Here is a 22478-nt window from a genome sequence, read left to right as displayed (position 1 = left end):
ACCACCGGCCGACCGGGGTCGGACACGGTGTTACGCAGACCGGTTAACAGTACAGGACCGCAGATCGGGGAAACAAATCCCCGGTGCCCTGCGCCTACTTCCCACCCTTGCCGAAGTCGAGGTTGTCCATGTCGATGTTCTCGAACCCCTCCGGCATCTGCTGCTGCATCTTCTTCAGGTCCGCCATCGAGGGCATGCCGCCACCCGCACCCGGCATGCCCTGCATTCCTCCGCCACCCGGCATCCCGGGCATCCCCGGCATGCCCTGCGGCATCTTCGGCTGCGACGGCCCCTTCTTGGCGGGCTTGCGCTTGCCGTTCTTGCCCTTGCGGCCCTTCGGCTTCTTCTTCGTGGCACTGCGTCCGGAACCGCCACCCATGCCGAACTGGCCGGCCATCTTGCCCATCATCTTCTTCGCCTCGAAGAAGCGGTTGACGAGCTGGTTGACGTCAGCCACGGTCACACCGGAGCCGGCCGCGATGCGCTTGCGCCGGGACGCGTTCAGGACGTTCGGGTTGTCGCGCTCCCCCGGGGTCATGCCGCGGATGATGGCCTGGATCCGGTCGAGCTGCTTCTCGTCGACCTGGTCCGCCATGTCGTTCATCTGCTTGCCACCGGGCAGCATCTTCAGGACATTGCCGAGCGGACCCATCTTGCGGATCATCATCATCTGGTCGAGGAAATCCTCCAGCGTCAGTTCACCGGAGGCCATCCGCGACGCGGAGTCCTCGGCCTTCTTCTGGTCCATGACCTGCTCGGCCTGCTCAATGAGGCTGAGGACGTCGCCCATCCCGAGGATCCGGTTGGCCATCCGGTCCGGGTGGAAGACATCGAAGTCCTCCAGCTTCTCACCGGTGGAGGCGTACAGGATCGGCTTGCCGGTGACCTCACGGATCGACAGGGCGGCACCACCACGGGCGTCACCGTCGAGCTTCGTGAGGACGACACCGGTGAAGTCGACGCCGTCGCGGAACGCTTCGGCGGTGGTGACGGCGTCCTGGCCGATCATCGCGTCGATGACGAACAGGACCTCGTCGGGGGTGACGGCGTCGCGGATGTCGCGGGCCTGCGTCATCAGAGTCTCGTCGATGCCGAGACGTCCCGCGGTGTCGATGATGACCACGTCGTGCCGGGTGTGGTCGGCCTCGGCGATACCGGCCTTGGCCACCTCGACGGGGTCGCCGTGGCTGGTGCCCATCTCGTGGTCGAGGGAGTCCAGGGAGGTACCGGGGTCCGGTGCGAAGGTCGGGACGTCCGCCCGCTCGCCGACGATCTGGAGCTGCTGGACAGCACCGGGACGCTGCAGATCACAGGCGACCAGCATCGGGGTGTGCCCCTGCTTCGCCAGATGCTTGGCGAGTTTGCCGGCCAGCGTGGTCTTGCCGGCGCCCTGCAGTCCGGCGAGCATGATCACCGTCGGGGGGTTCTTGGCCAGGTTCAGCCGCCGGGTCTCGCCGCCGAGGATCCCCTGGAGTTCCTCGTTGACGATTTTGATGACCTGCTGCGCCGGGTTGAGCGCCTCGGAGACATCGGCACCGTTCGCCCGTTCCTTGATCCGCTTGATGAAGGAACGCACGACGGGCAGGGAGACGTCCGCCTCCAGGAGGGCCAGGCGGATCTCACGCGCGGTGGCGTTGATGTCGGCCTCGGTCAGCCGTCCTTTCCCGCGCAGGCCCTTGAGGGCACCGGACAGGCGGTCGGACAAGGACTCAAACACTGTGGAACTACTCCCTTGACGCTGTGGTTGTTGACTCCACCACCGTACCCGGTGAGCACGGGGTGTCCTACTTGTACTCGCAGATTCCCAGGTTCGCCGCCGTCGCCACCGGGTACGGACGTACCCCGGACACACCAACGCCCCGTCACCACCGGAGCCGGCGGTGACGGGGACGACGAGTCAGCCAGGAGGGAGGGGGCTACTTCTCCTGGTGGGCACCGTCCGCGAGGTCGTTGGCCTTGTGGGCATCGTCCTGGGCGTCCGCGAAGTCATCGACCTCCTCGAACTGCTGGAAGGTTCCGTCACCGTAGGCGTCCTCGGAGTGCTGGGTGGAGTCAATGCCGGCGGTCTCGTCGGCACTGGAGATGCGCCAGCCCATGGTGTACTTCAGGGCGTAGCCGATGATCGCGGTGATGATCGCGCAGAACACCACGGCGAACACGGCGATGACGATCTGGATGATGAACAGCTTGAAGCCGTCGCTGCCACCACCGGTGAGCAGTCCGTCGTCGGTGGCGAGCAGGCCGATGCCGACGGTGCCCCAGAGGCCGGCGACCAGGTGGACGCCGACGACGTCGAGGGAGTCGTCGAACTTGAAGCGGTACTTCAGGCCGACACCGACGGCGGCCAGTGCACCGCCGATGGCACCGAGGATGATCGAGGTGACCGGGGTGAGGTTGCCGGCGGCCGGGGTGACGGACACCAGGCCGGCGACGATGCCGGATGCCGCGCCCAGCGAGGTGGTGTGGCCGTCGCGGAGACGCTCCACCAGCAGCCAGCCGAGCAGTGCGGCACAGGTGGCGACCGTGGTGTTGACCCAGGCCAGACCGGCGTCGCCGTTGGCGCCGAAGGCGGAACCGCCGTTGAATCCGAACCAGCCGAACCACAGCAGCGCGGCGCCGAGCATGACCAGCGGCAGGTTGTGGGGGCGGGACGCCGGGGTCATGAAGGTGCGGGAACGTCCGATGATCAGGGCCAGGACGAGCGCCGCGACACCGGCGTTGATGTGGACGACGGTACCGCCGGCGAAGTCGATCGGGGCGATGGACGCGACAGTCTCACCGTCCTCGGTGGTGGTGCCGAAGATCATGGCCGCCAGGCTGTCCTCGCCGTCGGCGAGCAGCCCGCCGCCCCAGACCATGTGGGCCATCGGGAAGTAGGCCAGGGTGACCCAGATACCGGCGAAGACCATCCAGGTGGAGAACTTCACGCGGTTGGCCAGCGAGCCGGAGATGATCGCCACGGTGATGACGGCGAAAGTCAGCTGGAAGCCGATGTCGATGATGTTCGCGTAACCCTCGGCACCGACGATGTAGTTGCCGGCGGAGTCGGTGATCTGGTCGGACAGGCCGAACCACTGGAAGGGATTGGCGAAGATTCCCCCGACGGTTTCCTCACCGTAGGACATGGACCAGCCCCACAGAACGTAGATGACGCCGATGAGCCCCAGGGTTCCGAAGGACATCATCATCATGTTCAGGGCGGACTTCTGGCGGGACATGCCGCCGTAGAACAGCGCCAGCGCCGGTGTCATCAGGAGCACCAGCGCGGCACTCATCAGCATCCAGGCGGAATCGCCGGTGGCTGCTGCCATCTCCTCGGGTGTCATTTCTACAGAACTCCTCAGTGTCGCTTTGTCACGTGGACGTCAAGTGGAAGCATCCGGCTCGGCGCCGTTCACTCTCGCGACCACAGTCAAGTCGCGCGATGTTTCGCCTATGGCGACAGGCTCATTTCGCGGGTATGAAAACAGACGCGTTGTGTTACGGGAGCGTTACGCAATGTGGTGTTCTGTGGCTTCCTGCGTGACTGTGCATGTTTCTGAGGAATTCTGCGGGTTCATGGAGGTCCTATCCCAGCAGCGCGTCCACGAACCCTTCCACCTCGAAGGGTGCCAGGTCGTCGGAGCCCTCGCCGAGGCCCACGAGCTTGACGGGCACACCGAGCTCCTCCTGCACCTGGAAGACGATGCCGCCCTTGGCGGTACCGTCCAGCTTCGTCAACGCCACACCGGAGATGTCGACGACGTCGCGGAACATCCTGGCCTGCACCAGCCCGTTCTGCCCCACGGTGGCGTCCAGGACGAGCAGGACCTCGTCGACCTTGGCTTTCTTCTCCACCACGCGCTTGACCTTGCCGAGCTGGTCCATCAGACCGACCGAGGTGTGCAGACGGCCGGCAGTGTCGACGACCACCACGTCCACACCGTCATCCACTCCCCTGGCAACGGCGTCGAAGGCGACGGACGCGGGATCAGCTCCCTCGGCCCCCCGGACGGTGTCAGCGCCGACGCGGCGTCCCCACGTCTCCAGCTGGTCCGCAGCGGCGGCACGGAACGTGTCCGCCGCCCCCAGCAGGACGGAGTGGCCCATACCGACCAGCACACGGGACAGCTTGCCGGTCGTGGTCGTCTTGCCGGTGCCGTTGACACCTACGACCATGATCACGGCCGGCTTGCCCTCGTACGGCATGGCGTGGATCGAACGGTCGAGGTCCGGCTTGCAGGCGTCGATCAGGCACGAGCGCAGCATCGCGCGGGCCTCGTCCTCACTGGACACACCTTCCGCGGCGATCCGGTCGCGCAGATCCTCGACCACCGCCAGTGTGGTTTTCGTACCCAGGTCCGCCATCAGCAGCGTGTCCTCGATCTCCTCCCAGGCATCCTCGTCGAGGTCACCGGCGGAGAGAATGCCGAGGACGCCGCGACCGATGACGTTCTGGGACTTCGCCAGGTTGCCGCGCAGTCGGCCGATGCGTCCCTCGACAGGGGCGATCTCCTCGGTCCTGGCGGGTTCGGGTCCGGGTTCGGACTCCGGTTCGGACTCCTCGTCGACCTGGGATTCCGGCTCGTCTTCAGGCTCAGTCTCGGTCTCTGTCTCGGGAACAGCGTTCGGCACCGGGGTGACGACGGGTGTTGGCTCCGGAGAGACCTCCGCCGCAGCCTGGGTGTCGTCCACCGCGGACTCTTCCTCCGGGACGTCCTCTGCCTCTGGCTCCTCCTCGGCCGCAGGTTCCACCTGTGCCTCGGATTCAGTCTCCGCTGCTTCGTCGGTCCCAGCCTCGGGTTCTCCCTCGACCCCGGTCTCGGACTCCTCGTCCTGTTCCGGTGCCTCGTCCGGCTCGACGGCCGATTCGGGCTCCGGCTCAGACTCAGGCTCTTCTGCCGTCTCAGGCTCGGACTCTGCCTCAGGCTCGGCTGCCGCCTCGGGTTCTGCCTCAGGCTCAACTTCGGGCTCGGGCTCCGCTTCCGGCGCAGGCTCAGGGACCTCCGGTGCGACTGGCGTGGCTTCCTGGGCATCCTGCCCGGACAGTTCCTGGCCGGGCAGGACCTCGGGCTCCTTCTCCGGCTCCTCCACCCCCGCCGCGGTACCGGCGCTGAAGTTGAATCCACCCTGCGCCTGGTAGTTGCCCGATGTGGGCTTCTTCTCCTCGATCTCCTCCTTCTTGTCGAAGGAGACCTCCTTCTGCTTCCCCCGGCTGATGCCGAGCACCACCAGAAGCGCCACGATGACGATGACCGCGACCGCGGCTATGACAATCCAGATAATCGGGTCCATGCCCACCAGTGAATCAGATCGTCCCCGCGTGGTGCACCGGTAGGCCCGTTCTCCGCCCGGCTACTCACGCTCCCCTGCAGAATTCCTACCAGTGTTCGGGCAATTGAACTCGCATAACCGCAGGTGATGAGAAGTCCTACCACCGAAAACTGGTAGGACTTCCGGTCGGTGGTGGTAGGACTTCCGAGCGGACGGCAGAGGGGACGAGCCCGCTACTCCTGCACCAGGGCGTCAATCGCGTCGGCGGTCGAGGCTGCTGTGTCCGCGGCGTCCGCCACGTCCTCCTCCTCGACCTCATCCGGCCCGTAGACCCCGAGCACCATCGCGTCCGCCGCCACCAGGTCACCGGTCACCAGGTCGGGCACGATACGGGCGATCCCCGCCCACCCCGGGTACGCCGACACCAGCTGACCGGTCGACCCCAGCCTGCCGTGGGCGTGCATCCTCGCGGCGAGGGCCAGGATCATGCTGATCACCGGGGTCAGGGCCCACCGGTTGTCCGGGTTGTCGGTGTCGACGTTGTCGAGCTTGTCGAACCGCACGCGGGCGGAGGTGTACAGCTGCCGGTTGGTCTGGCGGATCCGCCGCAGCAGTGCCAGCGCGACCCGCAGCAGTCCCGGATCGGCGAGGACCTGTCCCAGCTCCTCGCGGTGCCGGAAGGTCTCGAACACGGCGATCAGCCGGGTGTTCTCCTCGGACAGGGCGCCGGGCACGACCTGCGAGCCGGAGAAGAACGTCTCCAGCAGGGCCTCCTGCTGCTCCGGTGCCAGGTGCGCGATCTGCACGGTGGTGGCGTCGATGCAGGACGTCTCCAGCGTCGCGTCGCGGCCGGTCTCCACCGTCTGGGACAGTGGCGCGCCACCGACCGAGGAGAGCCGGCGTCCGATCTCACGGCGTGCCGTGGTGTCCTCGTCGTCGGTGGCGGCCAGCTCACCGAGGGTCTCCAGCGCGGCGATCCAGGCCACGCCTGGACGCCGGTCGGGTTCCGTGGACCGCAGCGGAGCATGGACGAGTCCGGACAGGATGAACTGCGCGGGACGGTCCGATGACGGCACCAGCGACCGGGACATCGCCCGCAATGCCTCACGGGGGTGCCGGGCGAGGGCCGCGTGCATGGCCGCCCCGGCGTCCTCGGTGGCGCCACCGGTCAACCAGCCGGCGAGGACGTCCCACAGGGCAGTGAGGACGTCGGTCTCCTCGGGGAGCTCGTCGGTGTCTCCGGCCAGGAACGCCGCCAGCTGCGTCCACGGCCCGCCGTCGTCGGGGCGGGCGTGTCCCGGCGACTCGACCCGCATCGCCTCGGGCCCGGGGGACGCCGGTGCATGCAGCCTGCTGAACCGGTCGGGGTTGAAGGGTTGGACGCTCAACGCGCCGGCGTCCACCAACTCCGCGGGGAGTTCCGCCACACCTCCGGAGAAGCCGACCACTCTGGCCGACAGCCACGGGGCGGTCAGCGGCCACACCCATGCCGGGGCATCAACCGCCGGCTCGCTGCGGAGACGGGTGGCCCCGTCCCCCTCCCCGGGGAGCAGCGCCAGCGTCCTGTCCTCGCGGGGACGCATGGACGCCAGGCGCACGCTGTGGCTGCGTCCGTCGGACACGAACTCCAGCTCGCACGAGCCCACGGTGAGCTGCGGCAGCGACGCCGTCACCGACGTCAGCGCCACCGACCAGGTCACCTGGTCCACGGTTGCCAGGCGCAGGGTGCGCACCGGCGCGCCGTGGTGGTCGCGGATGACCAGGCGGGGCGACTCCACCGGGATTCCAGGACGGATACGGAACCGCGTCGCCGGGTCGATCGTCACCGCGGCGACCGTGACCCTCTCGGTCCGCCACAACGGGTCCTCGCCGATCAGCGGCAGCTGGAACCGCAGGCGCGGGGGCTCCACCACCAGCGGCAGGGCGTCGCCTGCCTCGGTCTCGGCGATCACCTGGACGGTCTTCTCCTCCGCACCAATGTCCACCGTGCGGGGAATGTACAGGGGCTTGTCACCGCGGTGCAGGGTGACGGTCACCGGGGTCAGCCCGGATGCCAGTCCCAGCCGCGGGGTCGCCGGGGCCTCGACGTCCAGGCCCTCGACGATGGCGAACTCGTGCCGGAAGGACTCGTTGCGTGGTCCGCGCAGCCGCACCAGGTACTCACCCACCCACGGGGTGTCGTAGGCCTCCGGGTCGAAGACGTCGAACATCCCACCCTCGGCGGGGACCTCCAGCGGCTCCTCCTCGGTGACCTCCTCGCCGGTCTCGTCCGGACCGGCCCAGGAGCTCACCGACAGGAACCAGATCTCGGGGGCGCCGGAGACCGTCGGCGGGAACACCGCCCGCAGGCTGGAGGAGTGCACCGGCAGTCCGCCGAGCGTCCGCACGGCGGGCAGGACGTCCTCCGGCTCGCGGAACCGCACGCGCTGGCGGGCGTCCACGCAGCGCACCGAGGACATCGCGGGGCGCTGGACCCCGGGACGGTCGATGTGCAGGGACACCGCCCCCGTCAGGTCCAGTTCGCGGATGACCCATCCGTCCCATGCCTTGACCTGCCACGCGCCCAGGACGGGGAGCTCGGTCTCGCGCACCGGGTCCACCGCCGTCGATTCGGACGGGCAGACGACCAGCACCCGGGAATGGTGCAGTGACACCCGGTCGGTGAGGTCCTTGCCGCGCCTGGTGAACACCAGCACCGGGTCGGACTCGTCGACGACGGGAAGCACCCAGGACTCACTGTGGCTCAGGTCGCGCACCCCGATCTCGCGGACCGGACGCCGCACCGGCACGTCGAGGATGTTGGTGACCGGACGCCCGGGGGCCTCGGAAAGCCGCGTCCGGAAACCGGCGGGGCGTCCCTCGACATCGACGTGCCAGCGGACCTCGGTGCGCGAGGGGCCGGCGTCCCCGTCGGAGTCCAGCGGCTGCTCGGGAAGCCGCAGGACGATCCGGTGCCGGACCCTGTCCAGCGCCAGGCGCGGCAGGTCCTCACGGGTGCCGACACCCACACGGTGGCGCCGGGCGGTGGTGCCCGCCGGACGTTCACGCAACTCCTCCACCACGTCCTCGAGCACCAGCGGGGCAACCCGGGCACTGTCCCCGGCATCGGCCAGGGTGCTGCGCCAGCGGTCGGGGTTCTCCCCCGCCAGACGGACGACCTCCACCACCGGGGTGATGAGCCGGACGGCCAGCTCCGGCAGCGCGGCGCACAGCGGGCCGGCCTGCAGCGATTCCTCCGCGAGGATGTCGACCACGGCACGGGCCTCGCCCGCCTGGTCCGCGACAGCCTCACCGTCGAGACGGCGGGAGTCGATCAACTCGATCAGCTCGGGTACCCAGTCGGTGGCAATGCCGACGTGGGCGAACAGGCGGCCCTTGTCCCCGTCCGACCCCGCGGCAGCGGCATCCATCGGGTCGAGTCCCGCACGGGTGAGGATCTCCCGGTAGTCGACCAGGGCCACCCGCTCACCGGTGGGCTCCAGTCCCAGGCCGGTCCAGAACTCCGACTCGAGTTCCCCGACGACGTTCAGCCGTGCAGCGCGGAACAGCAGTGTCGTGGCGGTCAGCGCGGGGCACATCCGCAGCAGGGAGTCCTCGTCGGCGCCGGCGGAGATCTGCCGGGCCAGGAAGGTGCCGTAGTAGGTGGTGATGCGGTCGAGTTCGTCCCCGGAGGTGTCCAGGTCGACGAAGACGGCGGGCATGTCCCCGGAGTCACCGGGCAGCTCGCCCAGCCGGCCGGCCAGGTCGAGCTCGGTGCTGGATGCCCAGGCGAGGAGGTTGTCGGAAAGGTCGGCGATCGGGCTGTTGCTCACGTCCGCCCATTCTAGGGCGGGGGTGCCGAACCGGCCGTCACCGGGTGCATCCGCTGGGATATCACCCGGGTCACCCCGTCGCCGCGCATCGTGACGCCGTAGAGCACGTTCGCCACGTCCATGGTCGGCTTCTGGTGGGTGATGACGATGAGCTGGGAATCCTCGCGCAGCTCCTCGAACAGGGCGAGCAGCCGGCGCAGGTTGACGTCGTCGAGGGCGGCCTCGACCTCGTCCATGACGTAGAAGGGGCTGGGCCGCGCCCGGAAGATAGCCACCAGCAGGGCCAGGGCGGTCAGGGACTTCTCACCGCCGGAGAGCAGGGACAGCCGCTTGACCTTCTTGCCCGGCGGACGGGCCTCCACCTCGATGCCGGTGGTGAGCATGTCGTCGGGCTCGGTGAGCACGAGCCGCCCCGCACCGCCGGGGAACAGTGTGTCGAAGACCTTCGGGAACTCCTTCTCGACGTCATTCCACGCCTCGGTGAACAGAGTGAGAATGGTCTGGTCGACGTCAGAGATCACCCCCTCGAGATCATCGCGTGCGCGTTCGACGTCGTCGAGCTGGGTGGACAGGAAGCGGTAGCGCTCCTCCAGTGCGGTGTACTCCTCCAGGGCCAGGGGATTCACCTTGCCCAGCGACCGCAGTGACTTCTCGGCCTGCTTGAGTTCCCGGGCCGCGGCGTCGCGGTCGAAATCCTCCCCCGGGGCCTCGTCGAGAAGCTGGGCGGCGTTCATGCCGAGCTGCTCCATGGCCTGTTCCAGCGCCTGTTCGATCCGCAACTGGGCCTGGCTGCGGGCGATCTCCGCGGTGTGCGAGGTGTCGCTCAGGTGGTTCAGTCGCAGGGTTAAGGCATTGACCTTGTCCTTGCGCTGGTTGAGTGCGGCCTGCCACTGCCGGTGCGCTTCATCCGTGCGCGACCTGGTGGCTTCCGCGCGGTCGAGGGCATCGCGGATGCGCAGCTCCACGCGGCGTGCCTGGGTGGCCACGACCTCCGCCCTCTCCCTCGCGGCACGGCGTTTGGTGGCGGTCCGCTCGAACTGTTCCCGGGCGGCGGACTCCTGGCGCGCCTGGCGTCGCAGGCCCTCCGCGCGTCCCCGGTGGTTGCCGGCGCGCTCCTCGGCGGTGCGCAGGCTCAGCCGTGCCTCGACCTCCATCGCCCTCGCCTGCGCCAGGCCTTGTGCGGTGGCGTCCCGCTCGTCCGTGGAGGGTTCCTCCCCGGTCTCCTCGGCGTCGACGCGGGAGAGCCTGTCGTCCACCTCGGACGCCTCGGTGATCAGATCCTCGCGGCGCTGCTCCGCCTCATCGCGCTGGCGGGTCGCCCGCTCCAGTAGCCGCTCGGCCTGTTCCGCCGTTTTCGCCGCAGCGTCCGCACGCTGCTTCGCCGCCTGCAGCCGGGTCGCGTGGTCGCGTACCGCGGCCTTGGCCGAGGCTGCGGTGGTCCGTAGCTCCTCCGCCGCCTGCTCCGCACCCTGCAGGGTCGCCTGCAGGTCGGCCAGTTCGGACCGGTGGCGGTCAATGGTGGACGATGTCTCGGTGATCCTGGTGTTCAGCTCCACCGGGGACGCGCCGCCGGAACCCGCGGCCACCCAACCGGCACCGCACAGCACGCCGTCCCTGGTCACCGCGCGCAGCCGTGGGTCATCGCCGACGATGCGGCGCCCCTCCTCGACGTCGTCCACTGCGACAACATCAACCAGCAGCGCCGTCAACGGGGCGGTGATGTCGGTGTTCTTGCCACTGTCGAGGTCGATGTGGTCGAGCAGCCAGTCGGTCGCACCCCCGGAGTCGGGTCGGTCGGGGCGGTCCAGGCGCCAGGTCTTGCCCGAGCCCGCACCCTCCATCAGCAGCGTGCGGCCCTGCGCTGCCTCGACCAGTGCCTCGACAACGCGGGTGTCGGTGGACCCGACGAGTCCCTCCGGCAGGACGGCGGCGACGGCGGTCGCCCACCCGTCCCGGACCGTGAGCAGACCGGCCAGCGGCGACAGGTCCGACAGGCCCAGATCCTTCGCCGTAGCCACCGCGACCTCCCCACCGTCGCTGGGACGCAGCTGGTCCTTCCACGCGGCAACGGTGGCCTCGTCGCGGGCGATGGTGCGCTCCAGGTCACGCTCGGCGCCGCGGAGCTCGGTCACCCGTCGCTCCGCCCCCGCCGATTCCTCCGCCGCCCGGTCGGACGCGTCCTGCAGCCCCGCCCCCTGGGACTCGACCTCGTCGAGGTTGTCCAGGGCCCCGGGATCGCCCGACTCGTCCAGTGCCTCGCGCTGGTCGACCAGCGCCTGCTCCAGACGCTCGAGTTCCTGGTCGAGGGCGCTGCGCCGCTGGGCCAGCGCCTCCTGCTGGGACAGCAGCCGGACGATGCCTTCGCGACGGTCGGCGATGGCCCGGACCTGGGCCAGATGCTCATGTTCCGCCTCGCGGGCCGCCTCGTCGCGCTCGGCGACCTCCTCGCGGACCTGTTCCAGACGCTCGGCGGCGACCTCGACCTCCTCGTCCAGGGTGGCCTGTTCCTCCTCCGCCTGCTCCGCGCGGGAGATGAGGTCTTCGGGGTCCTGGCCGTTCCACACCGCGTCCGCCCCGGCGTCCGATGCGCGGTCGGTGGCGATGCGCAGGGTAGCGGAGTTCTTCTCCGCGGTCGTGGACAGCCGGAACCACAGTGACTTGGCGGACTCGGCCTCCTCCAGGGCGGTGCGCAACTCCTCCTCGGTCACCGCCAGCTCGGCGGTGTGCTCCTCGAGGTTCTCCTTGAGCTCGGCGATGTCACGCTCCAGGACCTGTGCCTGGGCGTCGGCGTCATTGAGTTCGTCGGAGAGCCGCCGGACCTTGTCGGCGGTGAGCAGCAGCCTGTTGGAGCGGATCGACGCCTGGACCTGCTCGGCTTTCTGCGCGGCCTCCGCCTGGCGAGCCAACGGCTTCAGCTGCTTGGACAGCTCATCGGTGAGGTCGTGGAGCCGGTCCAGGTTGCCCTGCATCGAGACGAGCTTGCGCTGGGCCTTCTCCTTGCGGCGCCGGTGTTTCAGCACGCCGGCCGCCTCCTCGATGTAGGAGCGGCGTTCCTCGGGCCGGGACTCCAGGATCTGGGAGAGCCTCCCCTGCCCCACGATGACGTGCATCTCGCGTCCGATGCCGGAGTCACTCAGCAACTCCTGGATGTCCATCAGGCGCGCCTTGGCACCGTTGACCTCGTACTCGCTGGCACCGTCGCGGAACATGCGGCGGGTCACCGACACCTCGGTGTAGTCGATGGGCAGGGCGCCGTCGGAGTTGTCGATGGTCAGCGTGACCTCGGCGCGTCCCAACGCCTTGCGCTCGCCCGCGCCGGCGAAGATGACGTCCTCCATCTTGCCGCCGCGCAGGATCTTGGCGCCCTGCTCACCCATCACCCATGCCAGGGCGTCGACGACATTGGACTTGCCGGAACCGTTCGGGCCGACGACCACGCAGATGCCCGGCTCCAGTTTGAGAGTCGTCGCCGACGCGAAGGACTTGAACCCCTTCATGGTCAACGACTTCAGATGCATGGCCGTGCACTATACCCGATCACCGGGTGTCGAATCCGGTGTAGTCCCCGCGCGGTCCGGTGATGTCCTCGACCACCTTCTCGACGTGTCCGGGCGTCCTCCCGGAACGCAGCCAGGCCAGCAGGCCGTCGGTGGCGTCCTCACTCCCCTCGGCGACCACGAGGACGCGGCCGTCGGGGTAGTTGGACGCGAAGCCGGTGAGTCCGAGCTCCAGGGCTTTCGCGCGCGTTTCCCAGCGGAAACCGACGCCCTGGACGCGGCCGTGGACCCACGCGGTGAGTCGGGTGGTGGGCGGGGTGGTGTTGGGGTCGGACGCAGGCATGGTCCCAATTGTATCGGGATGCGTCGGGGGCGTCACCGGCGAACATCAGAGGTACGGCATGGTCGTCAACTCCAGTCCGTGGCCGGACGGGTCATTGAAGTACACTCCCCGGCCACCGTGGTTGTGGTTGATCTCGCCGGGGTGTTCCCGGTGCGGATCAGCCCAGTGCTCGATACCCCTGTCGGTGATCCGCGCGAGGGCACGGTCGAAGTGGGCGTCGTCGACGAGAAAGGCGTAGTGCTGCGGTGAGAAGTCCCACGGGACCTCCGCGAACTGCAGCAGGACGCCATCACCGATGAGGATGTTGGTGAAGATTCCCCAGGACTCGGCTTCATCGGCTTCAAGCAGGTCGATGTAGAACCCCACCATGTCGGCGGGGTTCGTCGAGGCGATGATGGTGTGGTTGAAACGTGCGGTCATGATTCTCCTTGGCTGTGGTTCTCGCTGTGTCTTGTCGGGGGGCACAGGGAGCCGAGGAGGTCCGCGGATCAGACCACGACCAGTTCGCCTCTCCGGGAGCGGCCGCTGCGGGCCTGACTGGTCATCACGGATGTGACGTTAGCAGCGTCCGCATCCCTTGTCACCGGTCACGGCGTCGATATGAGGTTCATCGCGGAGTCGACGCTGACTGCGGTATCGGACAGGACGATGATGCCCTCGTCCGACTCCGGACTGAAACCGAGGAATGACCGGTACCCGCCGGTAGCGCCGTTGTGCCAGGTGACCTCGGGGTCCCGTCCCTCGGTCGTGAACCACGCCCACCCGATCGAGTCGGCCTCGTCGAAGTACTCCCTGGGCTCGGCGGCAGCAGCTCCGGGAGCTTCTCCGTCCCGGGTGGCACGCAACCAGATGCTCATGTCATGTGCCGTGGAACGAATTGCCCCAGCCGATGCTGCACCATTCATGGTCCACGGCGCCGCTGGCAGGCCCGAGTCGGAGTAGCCGTGGGAGAGACCCTCCGGCGACTCCGGGACATAGGTGTTCTCCAGCCCCAACGGTCCGGCGATCCGGTCCTGGACAAGGTCCCCGTAGCTTTGCCCGGTAACCTCCGACAATGCCTGCCCGAGCACCGAGAATCCGTAGTTGGAGTACTCGGGGGTCTTCTCCCCGACAGTCACGGAATGGAGGGAGTCCACGACTTCCTCGTCCGTCAACGAATGGGGATCCTGCAGAGTCAACACTGACGCTGAGGAGACGGCTTCGTCGACCGCATTCGGGAACGGTGCCAGCGGAGGAAGGCCGGAGCGCTGCATCGCTATTGATTCCAGACTCACCGCCGCAACGTCCCCGTCAAGGTCGGGCCACACCTCGCCCAGTGGTGTCGTGGCCTCCACCTCGCCGCGCTCCACGGCATCGGCGAACAGCGCTGCGGTGAATGTCTTGGTGATCGACCCGATCTCGAACTCGGTGTTCTCATCCGCGCCCACGCCAGCCCAGGTGACCTCGTCACCGCTGATCTTCGCTGCCGAGATGTGGTTGCGGTACCCGGGCTCCAGGGCATCCGTCACCTCTCCGACGAGTTGTGGGTCGCCGGTGGGTTCACCCTCGAAGCCCTGTGGAGCAGAGCCTGCGGCGATCAATGTCGCACCGATCGCCCCGGCGGAGAGCACGGCGACACATTTGCGGGCGAAGAAAGTCCGGCGCCGGTGCCGCTTGGTGGTTATGTGGTGTGTGGTGGTCACGGGGATTCTCCTTGTCGTGGAACCTTGTCCTGGAACGTCGGGTCAGTGCGTGCCGATGAGCACGAGGGTGAGCAACGGAATGATGCGCGTGGCGCGCAGACGCCAGTGCCCGCGCTTCGACTTTTCGAGCCAGCCCGCACCAGCAAGGGCATTGATGTGGTGGTAGATCTGACCACTCGTGCCGAAACGGTCGTCGGCACTGAGCTCGGCGACGGTGCTTTTCCCGTCGTAGATCGCCTGGAGCAGGGACAGCCGGATGCCGCTCCCGACAGCGGACAGGGTGTCCGCCGCGTCGGAGAAATCCATGTCCTCCAGCGCCGAGGCGGTCAGCCCCATCTGCCAGGAGACCGGTGAGTCCTGTCCGGGGGGCGTGACCTGCCCGGTGTAGGTGACCCCGCCTTCGGGACCCATCTGGTCGATCAGACCGTTGAGCGCCCAGAACGTCTCGGGTGCCGCCTCGTCGTCGCGTGGTTCTGACGCGTCCCGGTCCTTCGCGGTACCGGGAGTGCCCTCCAGTTCCCGGACGCGGCGCTCCAGGTCGGCTAGTCTTCCTTCGAGGAAGGCAGTGTCCGTGAGGTCGTTGTCGTTCCGGTCGTTCCCGTCGTCACCCATGCGGCGACTCTATCATAAATACGTAGTTCCGTACTTAAAGAGTCTGCGGCAGCATGTCCCCTCCGTGTGCAGGACGGGCTGCGGAATCCCGGGAACTCAGCCGCGCAGGGTCACCGGCGGGTTCGCCTCGAAGACATCGTCCTTGTCGTCCCAGCACTCCACGTTCCTGAGTTCCGGGAGCATGCTGCGCTTGAACACCGGATCCAGCCCCTGCCTCTTCTGCTCGGAGTAGTTCTTCAGCAGCTTCAGCACCACCGGGCACAACGGGACGATCGCACACAGGTTAACCACGACCATCGTGGCGGTGAAGGTGTCCGCCAGGGCCCAGATCACCGGCACCTCGACAATGGCACCGAGGAAGACGCACACGACTACCAGGAAGCGGAAGACCGTCATCACCATCGGGTTCTTCGTGAAGTACTCCACGTTCGACTGGGCGAGGTAGTAGTTGCCGATCACCGAGGAGAACGCCAGGAAGAACAGGCAGAACGTGACCGCGTGGATGCCCCAGTCACCGACCTGTTCGGCCATCGAGTTCTGCGTCAGAGCCGCGCCCTCGAGCTCCTCACCGTAGGTCGGGTTCGACAGCAGGATGATGAAGGCGGTCATCGAGCAGACGATCAGGGTGTCGAAATAGACGCCCAGGGTCTGCACCAGGCCCTGCTTGCACGGGTGGGACACCGCGGCAGTGCCGGCGGCGTTCGGAACGGAGCCCTGGCCCGCCTCATTGGAGAACAGCCCGCGGCGCATGCCGTTCATGAACGCTGCACCGACCGCCGCGCCGGCGACCTCACGCAGGCCCAGGGCGTGCCCGACGATCTCGGCGAGTACCCCGGGGATCTCCGAGAGGTTCAGGCAGATCACCAGCACGCCGAGACCGATGTAGGCCACCGCCATGAACGGGACGATCACCTGCGTGAAAGACGCGATGCGCTGCACACCACCGAAGACGATCATCGCGGTGAGAACCGCCACCGCGAAGCCGATGATGACCTTCAGCGTCATCCCGTCATTGTCGGCGGAGGTCGCGACGGACTCCACGATCGAGTTTGTCTGCAGGGCATTGTTGATGAAACCGAAGGTCAGGGTGATGACCACACCGAAGATCATGGCCAGGACCGGCTTATTCAGCCCGCGGGTCATGTAGTAGGCGGGGCCTCCCCGGTAGGCGTTATTCTCGTGGTCCCGCGTCTTGTACAGCTGCGCGAGCGTGGATTCCACGAAGGACGTCGCCCCGCCGATGATGGCGATCATCCACATCCAGAACACGGCACCCGGGCCACCGAGCGAGATCGCCACCGCAACTCCTGCGACGTTGCCGGTACCGACGCGTGACGCCGCGGAGAGGGTGAACGCCTTGAAGGGGGAGATCGGCTTCTGCTTCGGCTTGGCCTTTCCCGCGGCTCCGTCCCCACTGTCCGCCCCGGCATCCGCGCCGAGCATCTCGTCCTCGTACGGCGGCTCCGCGACCGCCCCGAACATCTGGGGGAACAGCCGCAGCTGGACCACGATCGTCCGGACGCCGAAGTACAGGCCCGCTGCCACAAGGAACCACACGACAACATTCCAGATGTTGTCGTTCATGGAAGATACAAAGTCCGTCATGAGCGGTGAGGCTACTGTGCCGGGGCAGACAGCGCGTAACGGAGAGACGATACTGTGCTATAGATCACTAATGTTAGGTTAAATTATTTCTTGGTTGTTGCACGGCCATCACAACGGGTGACGCGACACGTCCGGCGTGTCTCACATGTGCCGTGCATCATATACAGCCGGGCCCGACGAATGCCCCTTCTCCTCCGTGTAATCTCAGATCGATGTGAGGCCCCGCTGTGCAGCTGGCGTGAGGCGATACCAATAGTCGGTTGCCCGGTCCACGGTAGCCTGAATCACATGGCATACCCCTCTCCACTTCCGGTACGCAGGATCGAGGAACTCGGCATCGAGCCAGCTGACAGACACTCCTGGCCAGCGACCGTCCCCGCTGTCCGCGACGTCCTCGACAACGGCATCGATTTCTCGCGCCTCACCGTCCTCGTCGGCGAGAACGGATCCGGCAAGTCGACCCTCGTCGAAGCCATCGCGGAAGCGTACGGCCTCAATTCCGAGGGCGGGACGCACAACGCCATGCACCACACCCAACGCACCGAGTCCGGCCTCAACGACAACCTCAAGCTCATCAGGGAGGGCGGTGCGTCCAAGAAGGGCGTGTTCCTGCGCGCGGAGACCATGCACGGGCATTTCGCCTACCAGCAGGGAATCGGAAATGACGGCCGCCACAACTTCCAGAGCCACGGTGAGTCCTTCATCGAATTCTTCACCAACAGGGCCCGCATCAAGGGCCTATGGATCTTCGACGAAGCGGAGTCCGCACTGTCCTTCAACGGCTGCCTGGTGCTGATGGCGCAGGTCCTGGACCTCATCAACCGTGGTTCACAGGTCATCATGTCCACCCACTCCCCTCTCCTAGCCTCCCTGCCCGGCGCTGAGATCCTCCAGCTGGACGACACCGGGATCCGCCCCAGGGACTACGACGATCTGGAGCTCGTCGAGAACTGGCGTTCCTTCCTGGACGACCCCCAGCGCGTCACCGAGCTCCTCGCCCCGTGACTCTCATCCACCGAGCAAGCTACTCGAAGAAGGCCACGATCTCCCAGAGATGACCGTCGGGGTCCTTGAAGTAGCCGCTGTAACCCCACTCGTACGCCTGCGGTTCACTGGGCAGCGTCCCACCGGCATCGACTGCTTTCCGCAGGAGATCGTCGACCTCCTGCCTGTCCGCCGCCTGATAGCTCAGGCTCATGCTTGCAGCCGTTGGCGTTTCATCGCCTTGACCAGCTGTCTTATTGAACTCCGCCCGCTCGAAGAGCACCAAGCTCATCTCGCCCTGCAACTCGAAGAGAACATGGTCCCCGCCAACGGTGCCCTGCCCCAGACAGATGCCGTCCTGGTAGAAGGAGCGGGAACGGGCGAGGTCTTCCACAGCCAGGGTCACGATGTACAGTCTCGGCTTCATGGGTGCCGATTCTACGTGTCACCGTCGCCGGCAGGACGGACAGAAGGGCCAGGACCGTCCACCAATCACAACCCGGCATGCCGGTGCCCCGCTGCCGCATCGCCGATGCCGGATACCGTGAAAATCCGGGCAATATCTGCAGGCTCAAGACACTCCAGTCGACCGATTCGGCCCGAGTTCTCGCAATGAGCCCGGGTACCTCTGCCACACCTGCCCCGCCGACATCGCAGCGCCTCACCGTCGCTGGCACGACGGGCAGAAGTGCGAGGAGCGTCCACCGATCACCATGCGCGCGATCGGCGTCCCGCAACGCGTGCACGGTTCCCCTGCCCGCCCGTAGACGTTCAACGACCGGGAGAAGTAGCCGGACGCACCGTTGACGTTCACGTACAGGTCGTCGAAGGACGTCCCGCCGGCCTCCAACGCCCGCTCCATGACGGCGCGGGCCGCGTCCAGAACACCCAGGACGTCCTGCTGCCTCATCGCCGTCGCCCGTTTCCGGGGGTGCACGCCCGCCTGCCACAGGGCCTCGTCGGCGTAGATGTTGCCGATCCCGGAGACCACCGTCTGCTCCAGCAGCACACGCTTGATCTCGGAGCGCTTGAGACGGATGCGCCGGGCCACCACCACCTCGTCGAAGTCGGCGTCCAGGGGGTCGTGTGCGATATGCGGCACCGGATCCCCGTCCACCAGCTCCCACCGTCCGAACGTGCGCTGGTCGACGAAGGTCAGTTCCAGCGACGTCTCGTCCGTGGTGACGAGCCGCGAACGGATCCGTACATGCGGCGAGGTCACCTGCCCCGGCTCCCCCAGCAGCATCTGGCCGGACATGCCGAGGTGCACCAGAAGATTGCCGGAATCCCCCAGGTCCAACCACAGGAACTTGCCCCGGCGGCACACGTCCTGCACCGTCGCGGCGTCCAGTCCGGCGACCAGTGCGTCGGCGCCGCCGACCTGCCCCCGCACCGCACGCGGATGCAGGACGGTGGTGTTCAGGAAGGTGGCGCCGAGAATATGCTCGGCGAGGCCGCGACGGACGACCTCGACCTCGGGAAGCTCAGGCATCCACTACCCCAGCGACTTGTAGGCCTCGCGGGCGGCACCGTGCTCGGCCTCCTTCTTCGTGTGGCCGCTCCCCGTCCCCTGCAGCTCGCCCTTGAAGTGCACCGTCGCATGGAAGGTCTGGTCATGGGCAGGGCCGTCCGCGAAGGACTCGTACTCCGGTTCCACCGACATCTTCAGGTCGCTGAGCTTCTCCAGGAGGACCGTCTTCCAGTCCATGGTCAACCCGGTCGACGGGGCCGTGGTGATCCGGGACTCGAAGATCCGCAGGACAGTCTTCCTCGCCACCCCGAAACCGTGGACCAGGTAGATCGCACCCAGCATCGCCTCGACCGAGTCGGCGAGGATCGAATGCTTGTCGCGGCCACCGGTCATCATCTCGCCGCGCCCCAGCAGGATGTTGTCCCCCATTCCGAGCTCGCGTGCGACCTCCGCCAGGGCGTACATGTTGACGACACCGGCACGCATCTTCGAGATATCCGCCTCGGAACGCTCCGGGAACTGCGTGTAGAGCTGCTCCGCCACACTCAGCCCGAGTACGGCGTCCCCCAGGAACTCCAGCCGCTCATTGTTCGGAAGGTTGCCGTTCTCGTTGGCGAAGGACCGGTGCGACAGCGCCAGACGCAGCATGTCGTCGGGCATGTCCACACCCCACGCCTGGAGCAGTGGTGCGTGGTCCGTCTTCCCGAAGGCGGCGTCCAGGGCCGCTTCGCCGGTCAAGCGGCGCTTGCGTGCCATCAGGCGTCCCCGGCGGGCTTCTCGTCGGCAGCGTCGGCATCGCCTGCGCCATCGCCGAACTTCTCCGCCAGTGCCGCCCACCGTGGATCCGGGGCGTCCTCCTGCTCCCCGGACACGCCGTCCGGCGCGGGGATGGCGTCACTGCACTCCTTGCCGTAGTCCTCGCACACCGGGTTGAACGGCAGATTCAGCCCGGCCTCGTCGACCAGGAGCTGGGTGATGTCCACCCGGTCCTCCTGGACCATGTGCGGTTCGTCCCCCTCCTCCGCGTCGTCGCCGGAGATGAAGTCCGGGGTTGTGCCGAAAACGTCACTGATGTGCAGCGACATCTCCTCGTCCAGCGGGTTGAGGCAGCGGGAGCACTGACCCGTCATCCGGGAGTGGACGGTGGCGTCCACCAGGACGGACTCCCCCAGGTTGGTGACATCGGCCGCCACCTCCACCGGCGCCCCCTCGTCGACACCGAGCATCTCACCACCGAGACGCACCGGGGCGTTCCCCGTGGTCGTCACATGGTGCGGAACGCCGACGGACTGCAGGGGCTCACGGACATCGAGCAGAAAAGGATCGTTACTCACACCATGTTTCTACCCTTGACACCGGGGTGGGCGCGAATCAGCCGCGGTACTCGTCGCGCTCACCGCGCGGCGCGGGGCGTCCTGCGCTGTTGTCGTACCGGTTCCCGGAGGCACCGGCGCCCTTGCGCAACGCCGAACGGTCCCGCGACACCGTGCGGAGGGTCCCGGTGAGCGACTCCTCGAACTGCGCCAGCGTGGAATCGACGTAGTGGTCGCACTCGCGGCGCAGACGGTCGGAATCGGAGTGGGCGGACTCGACGATCCGACGGGACTCGTCCTCGGCGACCCGGACAACCTCCGACTCGCTCACCAGACGCTGCTGCTCCGCCATGCCCTCGTTCACCGAACGGTCGTAGGACTCGTTGCCGGCGGTGACCAGGCGCTCCGCCTCCGCCTCAGCGCGGGCGGTGGTCTGCTCGTACTCGTTGCGGGCGTCGCTGACCAGGCGGTCCGCCTCCGCCTCCGCGCGGGACACGGTGGAGTGGGCGCGCTCCTCGGCGTCGCTGACCATGTCGTCGGCCTGGCGGCGCGCCTCGTCCAGGATGCGGTCACGTTCAGCCTCCGCATCGCTGACCAGCGTCTCCGCCCGGTCCTCGGCGTCGTCGATGATGCCGTCGCGGTGGTCGAGGACGTCCTGTGCATCGTCCATCTCCACCGGGATGGCGGTGCGGACCTCGTCAAGAAGGTCCTGGACCTCGCGGCGCGGAACCATGCAGTTGGAGGTCATCGGCACGCCGTATGCCTGGTCAACCATGTTCTGGAGGTCATCGAGGCCCTGGAAAGTCTTGTACATGCCGCCCAGCATGCCAGAAATGGAGCGCACGCTACCCGTGTGACACGCGGGATTCCCGGGGCAGTTGTCGCCCCGGGCTGCCTGCTCAGTTCCCGGCGTACCTGTCGATCACCGCGCGGGCGACGTTCTCCGGCAGCAGTCCGTGGACGTCGCCACCGTACTTGGCGACCTCCTTGCAGATCGTCGAGGACACGTACCCGTACTCCGGGTTCGTGAGCAGGAAAAAGGTCTCCACCCCCGACAGTCGCTGGTTCATCTGCGCCATCGGCAGTTCGTACTCGTAGTCCAGGGAACTGCGCAGCCCCTTCACCATCGCCGGAATGTCATGGTCGGTGAGGTAGTCGACCAGCAGTCGGTCCCAGGTGTCCACCGTGACCCGGGCGGCCTCAGGCAGGCCGGTGGAATCCAGGGCGTCCCGGATGAGGCCCACACGCTCCTCGGCGGTGAACAGCCCCGACTTGTTCGGGTTGTAGGTCACTAGCACAGTGACCTCGTCGAAGTTCCTCGCAGCACGGGTGAAGATGTCGATGTGGCCATTGGTGACGGGGTCGAAGGACCCGGGGCAGCAGACTCGCATGACCCTGATCCTACTGTCCGCCGGGCAGCGGCGACGGCACAGGGGACGTAGCCTCGAGCGCATGAACCCAGTGTTTCGCACAGTTACTGCCGCGGCCGACATTGTTTTCGACACGCCCCTCGACCTTCTCGACGACATCGCAGGCGGTTCAGCACGCATCAGCATCCGGGCGGAAGATGCCGAATCGCTTGCCTCCGCACTACTCGACGACCCCACCCCGGTGTGGCCGGGCACTGTACGCCGGGCTTCCGTCGAGCGCATCACCAAAGACACACCGGAAGGCACGGCGGTCGTTCGCGTCACCTGGCGCCGACTGAGCCACGGGTCACCCTCGTGGAAGAATTACGCCGCCCAGGTCCCACGGTTGATCACGGAACAGTTCCCGGACTGCTCCGTCGAGGTGGAGAAGATCCGCCGCCCCAGAATCATCGGGGTTGAACGGGATCGTCCCCTCTGACCCCCGCACCCCGCCAGATCGCCATGTCCATCCGGGCGATCCCGTAGGTCCGCTTCTT

The 22478-nt window shown here is 67.2% G+C and carries 18 protein-coding genes; 2 read left to right on the top strand and 16 right to left on the bottom strand.

Annotated features, from left to right (window positions below; all coding sequences use genetic code 11):
- Nucleotides 1-94: 94 nt before the first annotated feature.
- The 10 genes from ffh to ACTIL2_RS09765 all read right to left on the bottom strand — a co-directional run bounded on the left by ffh (nt 95) and on the right by ACTIL2_RS09765 (nt 16804).
- On the bottom strand, nt 95-1717 hold the full coding sequence (gene ffh, locus ACTIL2_RS09810; protein WP_442337283.1) for a signal recognition particle protein: 1623 nt from the start codon (nt 1715-1717) through the stop codon (nt 95-97).
- 199 nt (nt 1718-1916) lie between these two features.
- Complete coding sequence (locus tag ACTIL2_RS09805) at nt 1917-3326, bottom strand: ammonium transporter (protein ID WP_442337282.1); 1410 nt, start codon at nt 3324-3326, stop codon at nt 1917-1919.
- A gap of 241 nt (nt 3327-3567) precedes the next feature.
- Nucleotides 3568-5274 (bottom strand): signal recognition particle-docking protein FtsY, encoded by a 1707-nt coding sequence (gene ftsY, locus ACTIL2_RS09800; RefSeq protein WP_442337281.1) that lies wholly within the window; start codon nt 5272-5274, stop codon nt 3568-3570.
- A gap of 212 nt (nt 5275-5486) precedes the next feature.
- The gene (locus tag ACTIL2_RS09795) at nt 5487-9065 is read right to left on the bottom strand and encodes a hypothetical protein (protein ID WP_442337280.1); all 3579 of its coding nucleotides are present in this window, start codon (nt 9063-9065) and stop codon (nt 5487-5489) included.
- Between the two features lie 11 nt (nt 9066-9076).
- The gene (gene smc, locus ACTIL2_RS09790) at nt 9077-12583 is read right to left on the bottom strand and encodes a chromosome segregation protein SMC (protein WP_442337279.1); all 3507 of its coding nucleotides are present in this window, start codon (nt 12581-12583) and stop codon (nt 9077-9079) included.
- A gap of 19 nt (nt 12584-12602) precedes the next feature.
- Nucleotides 12603-12905, bottom strand: a complete 303-nt coding sequence (locus ACTIL2_RS09785; protein ID WP_442337278.1) for an acylphosphatase — start codon at nt 12903-12905, stop codon at nt 12603-12605.
- Nucleotides 12906-12950: 45 nt separating this feature from the next.
- Nucleotides 12951-13325, bottom strand: coding sequence for a VOC family protein (locus ACTIL2_RS09780; protein ID WP_442337277.1), 375 nt, complete (start codon nt 13323-13325; stop codon nt 12951-12953).
- A gap of 167 nt (nt 13326-13492) precedes the next feature.
- Nucleotides 13493-14587, bottom strand: a complete 1095-nt coding sequence (locus ACTIL2_RS09775) for a serine hydrolase domain-containing protein (protein ID WP_442337276.1) — start codon at nt 14585-14587, stop codon at nt 13493-13495.
- 42 nt (nt 14588-14629) lie between these two features.
- Nucleotides 14630-15199, bottom strand: a complete 570-nt coding sequence (locus tag ACTIL2_RS09770) for an ArsR/SmtB family transcription factor (protein ID WP_442337275.1) — start codon at nt 15197-15199, stop codon at nt 14630-14632.
- A gap of 96 nt (nt 15200-15295) precedes the next feature.
- On the bottom strand, nt 15296-16804 hold the full coding sequence (locus ACTIL2_RS09765; RefSeq protein WP_442337274.1) for an alanine/glycine:cation symporter family protein: 1509 nt from the start codon (nt 16802-16804) through the stop codon (nt 15296-15298).
- A 288-nt stretch (nt 16805-17092) separates the two neighbouring features.
- Between ACTIL2_RS09765 and ACTIL2_RS09760 the strand changes: the two genes are divergently transcribed.
- Nucleotides 17093-17809, top strand: a complete 717-nt coding sequence (locus ACTIL2_RS09760; protein WP_442337273.1) for an AAA family ATPase — start codon at nt 17093-17095, stop codon at nt 17807-17809.
- 19 nt (nt 17810-17828) lie between these two features.
- Here the strand turns inward: ACTIL2_RS09760 and ACTIL2_RS09755 are convergent, their stop codons facing one another.
- The 6 genes from ACTIL2_RS09755 to coaD form a co-directional block, all read right to left on the bottom strand.
- A complete protein-coding gene (locus ACTIL2_RS09755; RefSeq protein ID WP_442337272.1) occupies nt 17829-18215 on the bottom strand; it encodes a VOC family protein in 387 nt (128 codons plus the stop codon).
- A 234-nt stretch (nt 18216-18449) separates the two neighbouring features.
- A complete protein-coding gene (mutM, locus tag ACTIL2_RS09750) occupies nt 18450-19280 on the bottom strand; it encodes a bifunctional DNA-formamidopyrimidine glycosylase/DNA-(apurinic or apyrimidinic site) lyase (RefSeq protein ID WP_442337271.1) in 831 nt (276 codons plus the stop codon).
- Nucleotides 19281-19283: 3 nt separating this feature from the next.
- On the bottom strand, nt 19284-20015 hold the full coding sequence (gene rnc, locus ACTIL2_RS09745; protein WP_442337270.1) for a ribonuclease III: 732 nt from the start codon (nt 20013-20015) through the stop codon (nt 19284-19286).
- A complete protein-coding gene (locus tag ACTIL2_RS09740) occupies nt 20015-20593 on the bottom strand; it encodes a YceD family protein (protein ID WP_442337269.1) in 579 nt (192 codons plus the stop codon). The genes rnc and ACTIL2_RS09740 overlap by 1 nt, the downstream gene beginning before the upstream one ends.
- 37 nt (nt 20594-20630) lie before the next feature.
- The gene (locus tag ACTIL2_RS09735; protein WP_442337268.1) at nt 20631-21386 is read right to left on the bottom strand and encodes a DivIVA domain-containing protein; all 756 of its coding nucleotides are present in this window, start codon (nt 21384-21386) and stop codon (nt 20631-20633) included.
- Nucleotides 21387-21471: 85 nt separating this feature from the next.
- Entirely contained in the window at nt 21472-21963 is a 492-nt protein-coding gene (gene coaD, locus ACTIL2_RS09730; RefSeq protein ID WP_442337267.1) for a pantetheine-phosphate adenylyltransferase, read from the bottom strand.
- 61 nt (nt 21964-22024) lie between these two features.
- On the opposite strand from coaD, the gene ACTIL2_RS09725 reads away from it, so the two are divergent.
- Nucleotides 22025-22420 (top strand): hypothetical protein, encoded by a 396-nt coding sequence (locus ACTIL2_RS09725; protein ID WP_442337266.1) that lies wholly within the window; start codon nt 22025-22027, stop codon nt 22418-22420.
- Nucleotides 22421-22478: the final 58 nt, after the last annotated feature.

Origin of the sequence: Corynebacterium sp., assembly GCF_052107835.1 — a bacterium.
GTDB lineage: Bacteria > Actinomycetota > Actinomycetes > Mycobacteriales > Mycobacteriaceae > Corynebacterium.
This window is presented reverse-complemented; position numbering and strand designations above follow the sequence as displayed.